This is a genomic window from Variovorax xiamenensis, from assembly GCF_050916385.1.
Taxonomy (GTDB): Bacteria; Pseudomonadota; Gammaproteobacteria; order Burkholderiales; family Burkholderiaceae_C; genus Variovorax.
Genome location: NZ_CP139038.1, coordinates 4,230,619 through 4,246,908, shown reverse-complemented (window position 1 = coordinate 4,246,908; position 16,290 = coordinate 4,230,619). Strand labels below are relative to the sequence as shown.

13 protein-coding genes and 1 tRNA gene are annotated in these 16,290 nt (G+C 61.1%); 5 read left to right on the top strand and 9 right to left on the bottom strand.

What is annotated here, in order from left to right; translation table 11 throughout:
* Positions 1–15: 15 nt before the first annotated feature.
* Positions 16–831: an AraC family transcriptional regulator gene (locus SFB74_RS19350; RefSeq protein WP_432725868.1), complete on the bottom strand. Its 816-nt coding sequence runs from the start codon at positions 829–831 to the stop codon at positions 16–18.
* A 102-nt stretch (positions 832–933) separates the two neighbouring features.
* Here SFB74_RS19350 and SFB74_RS19345 point away from each other — a divergent pair, with 102 nt between their 5' ends.
* The 5 genes from SFB74_RS19345 to SFB74_RS19325 all read left to right on the top strand — a co-directional run bounded on the left by SFB74_RS19345 (position 934) and on the right by SFB74_RS19325 (position 7,630).
* Complete coding sequence (locus SFB74_RS19345) at positions 934–1,746, top strand: sulfite exporter TauE/SafE family protein (RefSeq protein ID WP_432725867.1); 813 nt, start codon at positions 934–936, stop codon at positions 1,744–1,746.
* Between the two features lie 155 nt (positions 1,747–1,901).
* Complete coding sequence (locus SFB74_RS19340; RefSeq protein ID WP_432725866.1) at positions 1,902–4,295, top strand: DNA polymerase II; 2,394 nt, start codon at positions 1,902–1,904, stop codon at positions 4,293–4,295.
* Between the two features lie 107 nt (positions 4,296–4,402).
* On the top strand, positions 4,403–4,954 hold the full coding sequence (locus SFB74_RS19335) for a hypothetical protein (protein ID WP_432725865.1): 552 nt from the start codon (positions 4,403–4,405) through the stop codon (positions 4,952–4,954).
* Between the two features lie 34 nt (positions 4,955–4,988).
* A complete protein-coding gene (locus SFB74_RS19330; RefSeq protein ID WP_432725864.1) occupies positions 4,989–6,950 on the top strand; it encodes a hypothetical protein in 1,962 nt (653 codons plus the stop codon).
* 143 nt (positions 6,951–7,093) lie between these two features.
* Positions 7,094–7,630 carry a hypothetical protein gene (locus tag SFB74_RS19325; protein ID WP_432725863.1) on the top strand — a complete coding sequence of 179 codons (537 nt, stop codon included), beginning with the start codon at positions 7,094–7,096 and terminating at the stop codon, positions 7,628–7,630.
* Positions 7,631–7,698: 68 nt separating this feature from the next.
* Here SFB74_RS19325 and SFB74_RS19320 read toward each other — a convergent pair.
* The 8 genes from SFB74_RS19320 to SFB74_RS19285 form a co-directional block, all read right to left on the bottom strand.
* Positions 7,699–7,772: transfer RNA gene (locus SFB74_RS19320), tRNA-Gly, on the bottom strand.
* Between the two features lie 325 nt (positions 7,773–8,097).
* Positions 8,098–8,571, bottom strand: a complete 474-nt coding sequence (locus SFB74_RS19315; RefSeq protein WP_432725862.1) for a hypothetical protein — start codon at positions 8,569–8,571, stop codon at positions 8,098–8,100.
* A gap of 136 nt (positions 8,572–8,707) precedes the next feature.
* The gene (locus tag SFB74_RS19310) at positions 8,708–9,088 is read right to left on the bottom strand and encodes a hypothetical protein (protein WP_432725861.1); all 381 of its coding nucleotides are present in this window, start codon (positions 9,086–9,088) and stop codon (positions 8,708–8,710) included.
* Complete coding sequence (locus SFB74_RS19305) at positions 9,088–9,450, bottom strand: hypothetical protein (RefSeq protein WP_432725860.1); 363 nt, start codon at positions 9,448–9,450, stop codon at positions 9,088–9,090. Before SFB74_RS19305 ends, SFB74_RS19310 begins: the two co-directional genes overlap by 1 nt.
* A 1,799-nt stretch (positions 9,451–11,249) precedes the next feature.
* Positions 11,250–12,311 (bottom strand): hypothetical protein, encoded by a 1,062-nt coding sequence (locus tag SFB74_RS19300; protein WP_432725859.1) that lies wholly within the window; start codon positions 12,309–12,311, stop codon positions 11,250–11,252.
* Between the two features lie 4 nt (positions 12,312–12,315).
* Positions 12,316–13,416 (bottom strand): FkbM family methyltransferase, encoded by a 1,101-nt coding sequence (locus tag SFB74_RS19295; RefSeq protein ID WP_432725858.1) that lies wholly within the window; start codon positions 13,414–13,416, stop codon positions 12,316–12,318.
* A 267-nt stretch (positions 13,417–13,683) separates the two neighbouring features.
* Positions 13,684–14,691 (bottom strand): hypothetical protein, encoded by a 1,008-nt coding sequence (locus SFB74_RS19290; protein WP_432725857.1) that lies wholly within the window; start codon positions 14,689–14,691, stop codon positions 13,684–13,686.
* 181 nt (positions 14,692–14,872) lie between these two features.
* A complete protein-coding gene (locus SFB74_RS19285) occupies positions 14,873–15,883 on the bottom strand; it encodes a hypothetical protein (RefSeq protein WP_432725856.1) in 1,011 nt (336 codons plus the stop codon).
* Positions 15,884–16,290: the final 407 nt, after the last annotated feature.

Below are 16,290 nucleotides of genomic sequence, written 5' to 3'. Positions count from 1 at the left end.
ACGGTCGTCGGTCGTTCACGCGGCGATCTCCTTCCTGTTCGACAAATCGTTGGGCGGTCGCCCCGACATCGAATGCGAAACGTCGGACGGACTGAAGCCCAGGCGGCGGCGAAACATGGTCGAGAACGCGCCGGGGCTGTCGTAGCCGAGTTCGAGCGCGACGGTGGTGACGGGCTGCCCTTCGGCCAACCTGGAAAGCGCCGATATCAGGCAAGCGTGCTGGCGCCACTCGCCGAAGGCCATGCCCGTCTCGGCGCGGAAGAAGCGCGTGAACGTGCGTTCGCTCCGGTGCAGTTGCTCCGCCCAGCCGGCGGCGGTCGCGCGGATGTTGGGCGCGTAGAGAAACTCCACGCACAGGGTATGAAGCAGGGGGGCCTTGGGCAAGGGCGCGAAGATCGGGAGCGTGGCCGCGCGCGAGATCTCCGCGAGCGCGAGGCGCATGAGCAGCCCGTCCCTGTCCTGCTCGTCATAGAGCGCCTGCACGTCCGTCGCCTCCAGCAGCAGGTGCCGCAGAAGAGGGGAGACGAGCAGCACCTCGCAACGAGAACCCTCGCGCGGCGCCGCACCCGGTTCGATGTAGAGGCTGCGCGTGCTGACCCCCACCATGCGCACGCGGTGCGGTTTGCTCGCCGGGATCCAGACCCCGCAGCGAGGCGGGACGACCCACGCGCCATCGTCAGTACCCACCTCCATGAGGCCCGTAGCGCCGTAGAGGAATTGCGCTCGCCGATGCTGATGCATCTCCAGAAGCGTTCCATGCGCGTAGTCGGTGCCGATGGCCAGCACATCGCGCTCGATCGCATCGACGCTGTCCAAAGCTACGTTTCTCATCGACATCCTCTATTGGCTGAAACGCGAATATTCTTGTCCAAACTCCGAAAGCCAGACAGAGCGGCGATCCATAACCTCACTGGTTTCGAAGGACGGATAGCGATGGAACTCTATTTTTGGCTTGCCGCCTGCGGCACTCTCGCCGGCGTGACCACGGTGCTCTTTGGCTTCGGCGGCGGCTTCGTGGTGGTTCCGTTGCTCTATCAGGCGCTGACGCACATGCATGGACCGGGAACGCCGGCAACGTCCCACGCGATGCAGATCGCGGTTGCGACCTCGACGTGCGTGATGATCTTCGGCTCGGCGATGGCAACGGCAAAGCACCAGCGCGCAGGATCGTTGGACTGGGCGGTGATCAAGCCGCTGGTCGTCTCGATAGCCATCGGAAGCGTGCTCGGAGCGGCGACCGCGGCGGCAGTGCAGGGCAGTTGGTTGCGCTGGGCCTTCATCGTCTACGTCAGCTTGACCATCGTTGACTGCTGGCTCCGGCCCGGCTTTCTTTCACAGCCGGTGCAGGAGGCACGACCTGCCCGGACTCAGGCAGCGTTGACGGGCGTTGTCATCGGCTGGATCGCTGCCTTGCTCGGTGTGGGAGGCAGCGTCATGACGGTCCCCCTGCTTCGCCGCAGAGGGGTGAGCATGACCGGCGCGACGGCCATGGCCAGTCCGCTCTCGCTTCCCGTTGCCTTGGCGGGGACCGCGACCTACGCGGCGCTTTCGTGGGGCGGGATGGCGTCGCTGGGCTGGGGGTACGTGGGCTATGTGGATTTGCGCGCATTCCTCGCGCTGGTCGCCGGCTCGTATGCCGGAATTCGCGCGGCGTCGCCGTTCATCGGGCGGATTCCCGATCAGGTGCACGCCAGGGTGTATGTCGGGCTGCTGATCGCGGTCGTGGCGTCGATGCTTGTGGGCTAGCTCAAGGCAACTTGGCGGCGAATGAAGATGTTCTTTCGAGCGCAGGAGGGTGGCAATGAATAGAGCGCTTTCTTGCCGGCGCAAGGTGGGTGACTGGGCGAAAATCGCCGCTCCCCAAGCACGTTTTCCTTCGCGCTCCCATTCTTCAGGCTCTCGTGGCGTCCACCGAACTCAAGGGATTCATCCTCACCCGTCACTGGCGCGATGCGTCGTCCGGCACCGAGATCGAGTACTGGCTGGCCACTGACACCGGGCCGGTGAAGGTGGTCCTGACTTCCCAGACCTCCGTCGCGTTCGTTGCGACCCGGCATCGCACGGCGGTCGAGGCGCAGCTTGCCGCCATGTCGGGAATGGAGATTCGTGAGCTCGACCTGAAGAATTTCCAGCAGGAACCCGTCGTCGGCGTGTATGCGAAGCACTTCCGCCAGCTCGGCAGGTTGGCGCGTGCGCTGCAGCCGCAAGGCATCCCCGTGCTCGAAGCCGACGTGCGCCCGTACGACCGCCATCTCATGGAGCGCTTCATCACTGCCGGCGTGCTGGTCGAAGGAGGGCGCGTAGACCGCGGCATCGTCGTGGACGGCAAGCTCAGGCCCGCGCCGGAATTCCGGCCGGCGCTGAAGGTGGTGTCCCTGGACATCGAGACCAGCCAGCACGAGGCGCTCTATTCCATCGCACTGGACGGCCTGCCCGAACGCGTGGTCTTCATGCTGGGCGAGCCACCGATGCAGCCCGGCGAGTCGTCGCCCGAGTCGGGCGTGCCCCTGGACTTCTCTCTCGTCTATTGCCCTACGCGCAAGGCAATGCTCGAGAAGCTCAACGACTGGTTCGAGAGAAACGACCCGGACGTCATCGTCGGCTGGAGCGTCATCCAGTTCGACCTGCGGGTGCTGCAGAAGACGGCCAACGACTGCGGGGCGCAACTGCTCCTGGGACGGGGGCGAGGCATCATCGACTGGCGCACCCATCCAGGCAAGCAGGGCTACCTGTTCGCTTCCGTGCCCGGGCGGGTGATCGTCGACGGCATCGAGGCGCTGCGTGCCGCGATGTGGAGCTTTCCCTCCTTCAGCCTGGAGAGCGTTTCGCAGGCGCTGCTGGGCGAGGGCAAGGCCATCGGCGACGAGTACGACAAGATGGCGGAGATCGAGCGGCGGTATCAGGAAGACAAGCCCGCGCTCGCGCACTACAACATTCGGGATTGCGAGCTGGTCCTGCGCATCTTCGAGAAGGCGAAATTGCTGCAGTTCGTGCTGGAGCGGGCCCAGACCACCGGCCTGCAGATCGACCACTTCGGCGGCTCCATCGCGGCGTTCAGCCATCACTACCTGCCGCGCATGCATCGCCTGGGCTATGTGGCGCCCAGCGTGGGCGAGATCCCGAGCAAGGCCTTTCCCGGGGGCTACGTGATGGACTCGAAGCCGGGCTTCTACGACTCCGTCGTGGTGCTGGACTACAAGAGCCTCTACCCCTCGATCATTCGCACCTTCCTCGTCGATCCCGTGGGCCTCGTGGAAGGCACCGGTGGTGACGACCCGGCCGCGGTCGTGCGGGGCCCCCAAGGGACGACCTTCTCGCGCACGAGGCACTGCCTGCCGGAGATCGTGACCACGCTCTGGCGCGCGCGGGACGAGGCCAAGCGGGCCAGGAACGAACCGCTGTCGCAAGCCCTGAAGCTGCTGATGAACTCGTTCGCCGGCGTGCTGGGTGCGTCCGAATGCCGCTTCTTCAATCCCAAGCTGGTGTCCGCCGTGACCCTGCGCGGGCACGAGATGATGAAGCTCACACGCGAATTCGTGGAGCGCCGGGGCTACGAGGCCATCTACGGCGACACCGACTCCATCTTCATCTGGCTCGGGCGCACCCACACCAACGAGGAGGCGCATGCCGTCGCTGCGAGCCTGGTGAAGGACATCAACGACTGGTGGACGCGCACCCTGCGCGAGACACACGAGCTCGAGAACTTCCTCGAGATCGAGTTCGACACCCACTACAGCAAATTCTTCATGCCCACCATCCGAGGCTCTGACGTGGGAAGCAAGAAGCGCTATGCCGGCCTGAGCAAGGACGCTTCGGGCAAGGAGGAAATGATCTACCGCGGCCTGGAGATGGCGCGCAGCGACTGGACCCCGTTGGCGCGGCAGTTCCAGGAGGGGCTGCTTTCGCGCATCTTCCGGGGCGAGCCCTACAAGGAGTTCGTGAAGGAGTACGTGCGCTCGACGCTGGCGGGCGGCCAGGACGAACTGCTCGTCTACAGGAAGCGCCTGCGCCATCGCCTGGATGCCTATCTCGTCAACGTGCCGCCGCAGGTGCGTGCCGCGCGCATTGCGGACGAACACAACGACCGGCTGCAGCGGCCCAGGCAGTACCAGAACGGTGGCTGGATCCGGTACGTCATGACCCGCAACGGCCCGGAGCCGATGGAGGCCCTCCATTCACGCATCGACTACGACCACTACCTGAGCCGGCAACTGCAGCCGATCGCCGACGCCATCCTGCAGCCCATGGGGGAGAGCTTTGCGGCATTGACGAGTTCACAGCAACGTCTTTTCTAGTGCACTGCGAGTGGGCAAGCGCACCTCGGCGCAACCGCTACGTCCACTATGATGCCGCGCCACCTCACGGCGGCCGGTTCATCGAAGCGTACGAAAGAGGTTCTGGGGTGAAGGAAATATCGGAGCATCTGGTCGCCACGGTCGGCCAGCCTTTCGACAACAAGAAGATTCGCGACCTCCTCGGCCCGTCGGGGGTGAAGAGGGTCACCAGCCCCGGCCCCTTCGCCGGGAACGAGGAGATCATCTGGATTCCCAAGGCGTCGGTGCGCATCGATGTCTATCGTGCGCAGAAGCTGAATGCGCTGACCGGGGCGAGCTACCCCGACCAGGACGGCTGGCTCATCGGATCGGTGGAGCTTCTCGCGCCCGGATCGGACGACCGGATCAAGGTGCCGTTTGCCGGAGCTCTTCCGATGGGGCTTTCGATGGGCTCGACACCGCAGGAGTGCATCGATGCGCATGGCCAGCCGGACCTGGACGAGGAGCACGATCGCCCCGGCTTCTCCGGTCGCGTGCTGGCCTGGCGGAAGCAGGACACGAACATCGCCATCACGTTCGCAGGCAAGGGACGCGAGAGCGCGATGATCAGCCATACCGTCTGCCTGATCGGCTGCATCGGCGCGTGGCGCTACACCCATCCGGAAGTCTTCGCTCCCTGATGCGAAACCCAAAGTGCCTGATCGAAAACCAAGCATGAGCGCCGCACGCTTTCCCGCTGTTCTTTCCTGGCGCTCCGCCGGTTCCACATCCCCGGGCGACGCGGCCGGGCTCGAACGCTTGTGGAAGACCTGGAACGATCAGCTGTCGTCCATGGAGTCGGTGGCCGGCGAGCGCGGCTGGCAGGTCGAACCGCTGGCACTCAGCGCGCCGCCATCCGAAAAAACACTGAAGACGCTCGACACCAGACTGATGCGGCGCACGGGGCGTCCGCTGCCCGCGCAACTGCGCTGGCTGCTGACCCGGGCCTCGGCCTGCACCTTCGGCTGGCGCGCATCGACCGAAGACGAGCCCGACGGCAAGTTCGCCCCTTGCTATGGCGGTGGCGGAACGCTCTGGGACCTGGAGCAGGTCGACCCCACCGGCCGGGCCCTGTCCAACTGGGTCGATGGCTGGGTGGAAGACCTGCGGGAGAACGAAGAGGGTGCCGAGGCGGCCGCCATGCAGGAGCTCTGGGAGCGACACCTGCCGTTCATGCTCCTGCCCAATGGCGACCTGCTGACCCTGGACCTGCACAGCGACGACCCTGCATGCCGGCCCGTGCGCTACTTCAGCCATGAACGGGACGGCCTGCACGGTCATGTGATCGCTGCCGACCTGTTCGAATTCATGAGTGGCTGGATGGCGCTGGGCTGCGTGGGCTCGACCTGGCATTGCTGGGACCTGTTCACGGCCGACGAGGGGCCCGAGCGCGTGCGCCTGGATACCGCCGGCCCGGTCGCCGAACGCTGGCGCATGTGGCTGGCCGACGACCCGGCTTGCGGCCCCGCGGGCGGCGCGGCGCGCCCCAAGCCTGTACTGGCACGCACGCCGGCCGATTTCGCACTGCTCGAGGCTGCGGCCAATGGAGACATTAAGGCAGTCGAAACGGCGATCGCCGCGGGCGCCCAGCTTGACTGCATGGATCTGGACGATCACTACAACGACGAGAACACAGCAATGGTCCTCGCCGCCAGGCGCGACGATCTCGCGATGCTGGAATGCCTGGTGCGCCATGGCGCCTCGCTCGCGACCCACAAGCTGCCGCTCGTGGCCGTAGTGACTACCGCGCAGGCTCCGACGTTGCTGTGGCTGATTCGGGCCGGTGCCCGCATCGACCCTTGGCCCGAAGAGCGCTTCGCCGCTTTGCATCGCCTGCTGGATGCCGAGCAGCTGTCCGATGACGGTTACTTCACCGTGCTCGACGCCATGCTGGCTGCGGGAGCCAATCCCGACGTGGGATGGGACTCCGCATCCAGCGGGGCCGTGACCACGATGCTGATGCGCACGGGCCCCATGAGCCAGGCTCGCCTGCTGGCCGCCGGCGCCGATCCGCAAGTGCGGGACCTGCAAGGCCGCACGGCCATGCACCACGCCCGTTCGTTGGAGCAGATCAAGGTGCTGGCCGATCACGGCCTGGATGTGAACGACTTCTCCCGTCCTCCGCCCGACGACGCCGTCACCACCCCTTTGCAGGATGTGCTCGGCGAATGGTCGGAGACCGCGCCCGCCGAGGCCGTGCAGGCTTTCCTGTCGGCCGGGGCCGACCCGGCACTGGAGGACTCGCTGGGAAACAACGCCTGGGCGTACTGCCGGCACCTCGCATGCGCCCGGCTGCTGGCCGAGCGCCTGGCCTTCGATCCGGCCTGGCGCAATGCCCGGAGCCAGACCTGCCTGCACTTCGCGGTGGAGCGGGGGCAGCGCCTCTATGCCCATTCGAGCACGCTGTGGCCGCAACTGGTGCGCTGGGGCCTGGAGATCGACGCCCAGGATGCCGACGGCAATACGGCGCTGCACCTCATGGCCGGGCATGTCGACAGCGAGCACGATCTGCCGAGCGTGCAGCAGCTCCTCGACATGGGGGCCTCATGGGAGGTCCGGAACCATGCAGGCAAGACGCCGCTGGACCTGCTCAAGAAGAAATACCGGGCCGCTGCCCGCGCGCTGGCGGTGCAATGAAGGCTGGTTCGAGGAGTGCGAACGGGGCATCGCCTTCGTCATCTCTCCTGCTTGTCGAAGCAGGAAGCCATAGCAGAATCTCCCATCGCTCGCGGCCGCCTTTCTCAGGCGGCAGATCGACAGGCTTCAACGGAAACAATGCCATGCAGCAACTGGAACGCAGCACTTCGCGCAAAGAGGGTTCACGTGCCGGCCTTCGTGCCGCCATCGCGGTGGCGATCGTCCTGTCGTCGGCCCCGGTGCTGGTGGCAGCCCAGGACAGCAGCCTGAAGTGGTCGCAGGACCCCGCAACAGGCTGCCGCTTCGTCGCGCCGGCCTCGCTGGAGACGGCGCCCACCTACTGGACCGGAGCCTGTCCCGCCGGCAAGGCATCCGGGGTCGGCATGCTGCGGGCCCGCGTCGGTGCGAATGCGGGCTATGCGTTCTACGGTGAACTGCGCGACGGCATACCGGTGATCGGCGCCGTCGACCTGGAGGGAGGTTTCCGGGTGGGGCGGTTCGTGGCTGGAGACATCGGCGCGCGCGACACCGAATGGCAGGAGCGGCACGATGGCTTCGAAACCGCCTTGCGCGCGGCACGCGCGGTCAGCGCGCACTATGCAGGGCAGAAGAACGCAGCCTCGGCGCGGTACTACACCAGCATTGCGAAAAAGCTGGAGACGCAGCTGGAAGGGGATTGAGCCTGGGCTTGGCATCCGAAGTCCGGAGGATGGCAAGCGATGCACCAGGATTGCCCTGGGCCCTGAACTGGAGCGGGTGAAGGGAATCGAACCCTCGTATGAAGCTTGGGAAGCTGCCGTTCTACCATTGAACTACACCCGCATTTTGTAACCCGTTGATTTCAAACGAGTTATCGACCTAAGCGCCGGATTCTACAGAGGAAAGAAGCTGTTTCGACTTCGACCGTGATCCCAACGTCACCCGGTCATACCCTGTCCACTTGGCACCTTGGCGTAGGTTTTTGCATAGATTCTTTGATAGAAGCCACACCCTAGACCGACCGTCCTCCACATGCCTGCGAGCGACGGCAGGCGGGAGTATAGGGCCATGTTCTCAGACGTCCGCGCTGCCAAGCAGCTCAACCCTGGCGAGCATTTCGTCGTGGAGGGTTGTGATGGCGACGTGGTCGATGATCGCTCATACTCGCTCATTCAAAATCGACCTCGGCTTCCGCATAGTTGCCCTCATCATCGAAGTGGATCACGACGATCGAGGCGCCGTAGAAGGCTTGAGTCGCATCGCGGCACTCAAGATATCCCCCGTCGGGAAAGCCGATGCAAAGTACCTGCGGCTCCATCGCTGCGGCGGCGGACTCGACCTCGCTCGCATACCGGCTGCGGTCTTCTTCGCTTGCCTCTGATCCCGCAGCTTCCGCTATCTCTTCCGCGGCATGCCGCCTGAGTTGCGCTTCGTTCTTCAGCACCCTGGGGAGCAGCGCCTTGGCGTAGGCGATGGATTCGATCTGGCGTTCGCGGGAATGATCTTCCTCGTCCAGGTCGATGAGCAGGCGAACCCGGTGCGAACCGAATTCGATGTTGCCCACCCATTCGGAAGTCTGCCAGGAAAGGTTGCCGAGTAAGGGGTCCAGGTTCTGGATGAGAAGTTCTTCTGCGTGCGCCATATTCAAGTGCTCGTCTGATTCCTATTGAGGCGCTGGTTCGCCTTACCTATGCCCGGCCGATGGATGTTGCCACACGGGTGCACGACCGGTTCGCGTTGCGGGACCGACGAAGCAGCGGTGATTCGTCGGCAGATCGCTAGTCCTCGGCAAAGATCTCGCCAAAGCCCTTGAGGACCCATCGGCCATCGCTGCGCACATAGACGGCCGTGAACTCGTTGTTGGTGCCTCGAGACCAGAAGTGCAGACCGAAGCGTCCTCGATACAAGATGACCTGCGCCAGGTCGGCGTCGATCTCCCCGAGTGCCTCGACCATCGCCTCGACTTGCGGTAGTACGGCCTCAATCATTGGCATGACGTTGCGATCAAGCTCTTCCTGATCGACGGCATAGACCTGGACCGTAACCTCGTTGACTGTTCCACGAAAGAGGTCGGCATTGAATTCCACGCGGCCATCGAAGTCGGGCTGGTCGTCTGCCTGGTGGAAGCCCTGATGTCGAAGTTCAGCGAGATAGTCCATCAGCGGTCGCAGAGTTCGTCCAAGAAGTAGTCGGCGAGGACATCGCTGTAGCTCTCAGTTGCCCGAGAGGGGGTGGCTGCGACGTAATTAACAAAACCCTGCGCAATCGACATGAACTTCATTCTGCGAAGGCAGGAGGCATCGGGGTACATCCTGTTCACTGCGTCAAGAATTTCTTGGTTGCTTCGCCTGTCGCGTGTGGGTGTCAAATCGACGGTCGCAGACATCACCCCTCTTCGGGTTCCTTTCATCCAGCCGGCTATGAATGCAGAGGTGGTCGCGAAGCATTCCTCATGCGCGCTCAACTTGCCCGTTTTTTTGAGGAATTGGGAGTAGTTGTTGGCTACGTAGCCTGTCTGCATGGTGTCCGGGACTTGCGCTGACGAGAGGCAACTCGCTCAAGCGATAGCCGTTGCACCAACAATCCGAGCGATGGCGCTCCACTTTCCTGTCGCTCGCTCTTGAGCTTTCCAAATCTGCAGGCTCATTCCTCTGGCTCCTCATGTAGTAGGGCGTGAGCATATCGAATGAAGCAGATTGGATGCTGCAATCATCCCGACCGGAAAGCCTTGCCCAATTCTTCTGAAAACCTACGCGTGCTGCTTTCACTCCTGAGTTGCAGAGCATAAAAAAGCCCGCACGAGGCGGGCATTTGCATCTGCGTTCAAACGTCACCCGTTTTTTCGGGTCCTGCGAGCACGCCAAACAACTACCAGACCAGTAGGAACGCGGCCCAATCCCAGACTGCTCCAGAAGGACAAGTGTTGATTGCTTGTCCTGCAACTGATTCGCCAGCCTGAATGACCTGGGTTGGAAAGTCTAGTTGTCCACTTCTCGTGCGTGCTGCGCTGTCGCAATTGCTGAAGCGCACAGATCCGTCTGGTCGAAGTACATAGACGCATGCTCCAGTGACGGTATTGGGATTTGATGCGACCCCAGACACAGAGTAGATTGAAGCACCGGCAAGATGAAGATCTCCGCCGGTGGTGTTAGTCCACGGCGTCCAAGGAGTACTTTGCTGTTGACCGCTGCATGTGATTACAGTGTCGAGCTTCGGGGCCCGCCAAGAATAGAGGCCCGAAGTTTGGGGCTTTACAACCAAGCTGTACGTGTGATTGATGGCAGCCGGCTCAGTGTGAGAGTTGAGATAGACCATGCTGCCTGGAGCCACGGACAGTCCAGTCGTTGTCCCCCAGCGAATGGGCGGATAGTTCTCGCCGATATTCTTTGCCGTACATCCCACTTCCCCGCGGCCAGGCGTGTTCTGGCCAGTCACGAAGTCGTTGAGGTAGACGCAGAACTCACTCCAGGTCGCTTGCTCGCCGGTGATGGCAATGACCTCATTGACTTGCAGGTAGGCTCCTGTGCGATTCGTGAAGGTCACATAGGAACCAGGCGGAACACCCACTCCGATTGGCTGGTTGCCGGACGCACTGTCCGGAATCAGGTCGCAGTCAATATGGTTGGCAGTAAGGTTGGTGCAGTTCGGATTCACGGGAGTCGCCGAAGCTATTCCGAAAGATCCGAAAAACATCAAAGCGGCAAGAATTAATTGTTTCATCGTACTTGGTATGAAAGCTAGCTCGGATGGCCCGCAGGATTTTGCACGTAAGGCAGTCCATTCGGAACAGGCTATGACTGGAACACACACGTCACGACAGAAAAGCCCGTATTCAAGCTTTCCGAGATCCACGCTAGAAAGGCGCATGCCAGAACCTCGCTGCCGTCGCCACCCTCTATTCCCACGGCTGCTCAAGCCGGTCGATCCGGTCTTTCGATGCATTCCAAGCTGGAACCTGCCGGTTGGTGTTGATGCCGGCTGGACGCGCGCAGGTAGAGCATGCCCATGAAAAAGCCGCCAGGACCGCAACGCTCCCGCGAGGGTACGCTGTTGGATTCAACCTGCTGGCTGCATTTATGCAATGCGGACTCGCCTTGCTTCTTTATACCCTTCCTAGATTGGCTTGCCGTCAACAATCGGGGCGGGATTGCTATCTCTCTTCGAGAGTGGCACGCAGTCCTCTTGCTTGGCGGGGGCTGGGCATGTTTTTTAGTAACGCATGCTGCCTTGATTCGGCGATTCAGGGCAGCCTAATTCCTGTGCGCTTTCGGGAAAGAGGCTCTTGATCCGGAGCCTTCGCAGTTCAAAAGCAGATGTTCTTTATCGATTCGTCAGTTTCTGCTTTAGCCACTTCATGCTTGCGCGATGGCCATTGTTTCCAACGAGCCAGTAGCGGCACGGCTGATACAGCTGATCTACGGGATAAATCTTGAATGACTCGGCGAGGTCGTCTCTGACAAAAAAGGCATTCACGCCACTCAGGTTGCAGCTCACCAACGTATATTGCCCTCTAAAGAGATCGACCCACGCCTGCAGTGTTGCACCGTAGTAGTCGTCCTCCGCCCATTGGTGATCGCCTACGTATGCCATTGCCAAATTCGTCGGAGGCGGGAACTTGCCGTTGTATTCAACGCAGATGATCTTGGGAGCGATCTCCTGGAGTGCGAGAGGCATCAGATGCAGGTCATTGCCATCGAGATCGAAGGAGAAGAAGTCGATGTCATCGGTGCCAAGGTGCTCGCGGAACTGTGCAATCAGCGGTCTGACGGTTTCTTTCGTCACAAACGCCTCTGTGACCAGAAGATTCTCGCTCTTGAGGCTCCCAAGCTGTTCCGCGATGAAGGCGATGTTGCGTGGATTACCGTCAAGCCAGCCCCCGCGATATCCATCCAGTAGCAACTGGTGTGTGTTGTTCTCAAGGCCGTTTCCACACCCGATTTCGATGAACGTCCCCGACATCTCGGTTCGGTCTTTGATTCGCTCCAAGCAGGCGCGGATCATTCCATCTTCGTCGCATTGGGCATAGCTGTTCCAGCCCTGCAGTGCAACGTTGTCAGGCATCGTGCGCGCGAGTTCCGGTCGTAGGCTCGCAAGTAACTGCGCTGAATCCTGCCAAGTGTGGCCGATGTTGCGATTTCCCTCGATATGGAGTGGTGCAGTAATGGTGCTCAGCCTCGTAGAGATATCTGCAATACGGTCCGCCATCTGTGCCGATTGCATGCTTGCATCCGAGTTGGCGTCCCGGGCTTCGACACGAGACTGCAGAACCACTTGCTGAAGTTGCGTCAACGTGTCTTGTTGCCGATTCAGGGCGGCTGTTGCTGACAGTACCGAGCCGTAAAGGCGGGCTAGCTGGCGAAAGGGGGTAAGCGACTTGAGCATGGCGTCAATGGGCGATCAAGTCTTGGATTGACGCGAGCCTGTCGCTGCCTTGCGGAATTGCCACGATGTTGATGAAGCCCTGTGACGCTGGTGACATGCTGCTGCTAAGGCCTTCGCGCACTCGCTGCTCCGTGAGCACATGCATCTTGGGCTGTTCCTCCGTGAGTTCGAACATCTGATATCCGAGTCCGACCAGTTCATTCCACAGTGCCATGGGATCGTCGCCTGAGCCGGTCAAGCCGAACGGCCAGAACTCCATAACCAGTACTGGCCGCCAGCCGCGAGCAAAGGTCGCACGCGCGCCGCGAAGAATTCGCGCTTCGGAGCCTTGGGTGTCGGATTTGACTACGTCTGGCAGTTGTGGCTCGTCAGCGAGCATGGCGTCGAGAGTCGAGGTGCTCACGTTGATATACGGACGCTCGGTTCCATCGTCGAAGATTCTGTGGTCGCCGCGATTCTCCGGATCGATATAGAGTTTCAACGCGCCTTCCGAATCGCTGACGGCGGCATGCCTCGGCAGGGTCTGTGCGCCCTGGATCATCTCCAAGTTACGCGAGAGGATCCTGAAGTTGTCGGGATCGGGCTCGAAGGTCATGATGCGTCCGCTAGGCCCGATGGTCTTGGCGGCAACCACGCTGTACCAACCGATGTTCCCCCCGATGTCGAGCACATAGTCGCCTTCGCGGCAGAGCCGACGCACTACTTCCGTTTCCAGTGGCTCCCAACTGCCCGTCTGCTCCAACTGTGTGGAAATATAGGCATCGCCAGAACGGTGGATCTCAAAGGGGAACGGATTCATGCCCTGCACCCGGCTCTTGATGAGGAAGGGACGACTTGCATCGCTGGCGAGTTGAGTCCGCAGATGGCCAACGAGCGTTTCGAGACGCTCCACTCGCACCGCCATGCTTGCGAGGTCGCGTGAGTTTGCATCGAGCTGTTGGCGCACCACCGGAGACTCTATGGCTACAGGGGGGGGCGCCGGAGTTGGCGCTGGAGAAGGTGCGGTTGCGGCTTGTTGGCTGATCTTTGCCAACGAATTGGAGATTGACAGCACAGCTGCATATACGCGCGCGAGCTGGCGAAACGGGGTGTGTTGAGAGAGCATCGTTCTAATTGGTTGCGGCGCTGATAGTAGGGCAGTTCGAAGAGAGCAGTATTTTCGCTGCGTCCGTCAACCAACTGCCACACAAGTCGCGTCCTTCCCACGCTGACTGATGGGCTGCCTGTTCTGGGATGCGTCTGTGACGCTGAGGCGCCCGTGATCTGCTCGTACGAGCTGGGTCGGCCGTAGTGGGCGGTGATGGTGTTGCTATCGCTGACGCCGACCACTGGGTTGGTGCATGCGTCCGCTGTGGCGATCAGCGGGATGGCGCTAGCTACAGAGGAATCTTGCAACGCCGTAGTAGCGCGATCCCGAGGGCAAAGTTGTTATATAGCCGAGCGCGATCAGCGCGGTGCTATTGCTGCCGGCGTCGCCTAGGGCGGCACTGATGTAGGTTTGCCTGTTGCTGTAGACAAACGGCGTTGTCAATGCGGATTGGGGTGTCGCGGATAGATTTAATGTACCGGTTTCAATGCCTGCAGCGACGTTGAGTGTGCCATTGATAACTGCGCTGTAGGTATCAAAAGTGAGTGTGACGGAGGCTGCTGTTACTCTTCCTCGACCAGGTATGCCCGTCGGGCCTCCACTTAGATAGGTCGGACTTGTAAACACGCCGCCATCGCAAGCATATGTACCGCTTGTTGGCCAAGCGACGAGTCGATTGAAGACCAGATAGTGATAGTTGCGATAGTCGGTGCCGCTGAGTTTCTCGATCCAGAAGGTGGACGAGACAGTTCCTGACATCCAGCGCCCCAACGCGTAGGTCGCGTTACCGTTGATGTCCCTCGTCGTGCGAATGAGGGTAGTGGGCCCACCCTCGGGGTCGTAGTCCGCCAGGGACGTATTGCTCAGTCGCATCATTGCGCCACTGGCCGCTTGTTCGCTTGCCGTAAGCTCTCCGCCCGCTTCAAAAGCACTACCCCCAGGGGCCAAGAGCAAGTAACGCGCGTTGGCATTGGGTATGAATCGCGCGGACACCGCGCCAAAGTCTGTGCTTCCTGCACGCTCCAAAAGCGAGGGATCTATGCCTTTCGCACCTGCAGCCGCGACTCCTCCCAACGAGTCCGCTTGGGTTGCTGGCAGACCTTGAATGGTTGCTGGCTCTTCCTCCTCGTCTTTTTTGATGGGTGGAGGTGATTCTGCTGGCTTGGAAATCAGTTCCGACGACGACATTTGCCCCACGGGCAACTCGGTGGAACTGCCTTCGCTACCGCCCCCACAAGACGCGAGAACGGCAAGCCACAAGGGCAATGCTGCTCCGCATATGAGCTTTTTCATTCCTCGCTCCGTCTTGACAGTTATTCTTGTTGTCAGCCTCTACGCAGAGATTGGCAGGCAATGCTACCAATGGTCGCGGAGCTTTGTATGACGTTCTAGCTTCTTCTCGCATGAGAAGAACTTGGCGCGAATCTTCCCCTGTCTGACGGGGCCTCCATGCCATTTGGCCCACTGTGGGGTGCTATGACTCCTTCTTCAAGTCAAGCGGAAGCCAGAAACGGCCATTACCGACAAGCAGACGCAGCCGGCGAATCGTATAACTACCGTCAGCAACCAAAGCTATGCCTCCAAGTCCAGTGTAGCTGGATGCCAGTATGCAATACGGGCTGTAAGGAGCCCATAAGGATACTTTGAACATGTTCTTGGCTGTACCAGGTTGGAATTGCTCAATCGACCCGGAGATATCGCACCGGGCGGTGTATCGACCGTCCGTAGTCCCTCTAAACGCGCCGTTCCGATCGACTGTGATAGACGCGGCATAGTTAATACTGTTGCTAGTCCATGTTCCGGCAACACTGGATTGCGAGACGGCAAGGGCATTTGCAGGGCTGTAGGCTAGTGGGCCATGCTCAACTGACTCGGTGGCTCCCCCCCACTTGCCTTGCATTGACAACTTGGGCGAAAAGGTGCCGGAGCCCTTTACCGATGCGGGGCCAAAGCCGGAAGCATAGGCCTGTCGTGTATTTGGGGAGAACGTCCAATTCGCCCCTGTCACGGCGACTGACCCGAATATGGCGTCGGTATCGCCAAGTGGGAGTGCAATCGTTCCGTCTGGTCCGATGAAGGTATAGCCGGTGCCAAAACGGCGATCGATATCGCTTTCGTAGATGCCTTCCGCTATCTCTCCTACGTCGGCAGTAGAACCGGGCTGTGGAGACAAAAGAGACGGCAAGCCCGTGTAGGAGATGATCGTCCGGGCTCTTTCTGAGAGGACATCCGGTCCTTGCGCGTGGAGGGCTGCGATGCCACCAAATGAATCTGCTTGTCCTGCAGACAACCCTTGAATCTCGGTAGGGTTTTGTTGCTCCGCTTTTGCGGCGACCGACGGAGTCCGAATCGAGTCTGTGATTGACTGCGGTGACAGCGACAGCCCTGACGGCGAACCGGTGGAACTTTCTCCACTACCTCCGCCGCAAGACACAAGGGCCGGCATCAGCAGCATCGCGACTGCACCGCAAATGAGTCTTCCCATTCCTCGCTCCACCTTGATCGTTGTTCTTTGCTCGCGGCCTGTGCGCTGGCTCCGGCTGCATGCTACCAATGATCTTGGTGTTTTGTATGACGCTGGAATCTTGTAGGGCTCTTCTAGCTTTCGCCGGTGCGCAGACAACTCTTGGTCATCTGCGGGTAGATGGCGGTCATCGACTGATCGTAGTGATACGTGCAAGCCTACAAATCGGCGCGCGCGAAACTCAGAATTGGCGCGAGGGAGATGCAACAGCCAGAGCCATAAGTGACTACCTGTGAGGATCAGCAATGCCAAGACTTTCTGCGTCCAGTGTGCAACCGTTCTGGCGGCGGCAAGCTTCATTGAGGCCCGGATTCCGAACCCTGGCGATCGCCCCAAGCGGTCGGCTTTGTTCTTCCGCATTACGCAGT

What these genes read in the sequence shown, in the direction of transcription:
- SFB74_RS19345 (WP_432725867.1), top strand. Translation starts at nt 934, where the DNA reads ATGGAACTCTATTTTTGGCTTGCCGCCTGCGGCACTCTCGCCGGCGTG.
- SFB74_RS19310 (WP_432725861.1), bottom strand. Translation starts at nt 9,088, where the DNA reads ATGGACTATCTCGCTGAACTTCGACATCAGGGCTTCCACCAGGCAGAC.
- SFB74_RS19285 (WP_432725856.1), bottom strand. Translation starts at nt 15,883, where the DNA reads ATGGGAAGACTCATTTGCGGTGCAGTCGCGATGCTGCTGATGCCGGCC.
- SFB74_RS19315 (WP_432725862.1), bottom strand. Translation starts at nt 8,571, where the DNA reads ATGGCGCACGCAGAAGAACTTCTCATCCAGAACCTGGACCCCTTACTC.
- SFB74_RS19290 (WP_432725857.1), bottom strand. Translation starts at nt 14,691, where the DNA reads ATGAAAAAGCTCATATGCGGAGCAGCATTGCCCTTGTGGCTTGCCGTT.
- SFB74_RS19300 (WP_432725859.1), bottom strand. Translation starts at nt 12,311, where the DNA reads ATGCTCAAGTCGCTTACCCCCTTTCGCCAGCTAGCCCGCCTTTACGGC.
- SFB74_RS19350 (WP_432725868.1), bottom strand. Translation starts at nt 831, where the DNA reads ATGAGAAACGTAGCTTTGGACAGCGTCGATGCGATCGAGCGCGATGTG.
- SFB74_RS19330 (WP_432725864.1), top strand. Translation starts at nt 4,989, where the DNA reads ATGAGCGCCGCACGCTTTCCCGCTGTTCTTTCCTGGCGCTCCGCCGGT.
- SFB74_RS19325 (WP_432725863.1), top strand. Translation starts at nt 7,094, where the DNA reads ATGCAGCAACTGGAACGCAGCACTTCGCGCAAAGAGGGTTCACGTGCC.
- SFB74_RS19295 (WP_432725858.1), bottom strand. Translation starts at nt 13,416, where the DNA reads ATGCTCTCTCAACACACCCCGTTTCGCCAGCTCGCGCGCGTATATGCA.
- SFB74_RS19305 (WP_432725860.1), bottom strand. Translation starts at nt 9,450, where the DNA reads ATGCAGACAGGCTACGTAGCCAACAACTACTCCCAATTCCTCAAAAAA.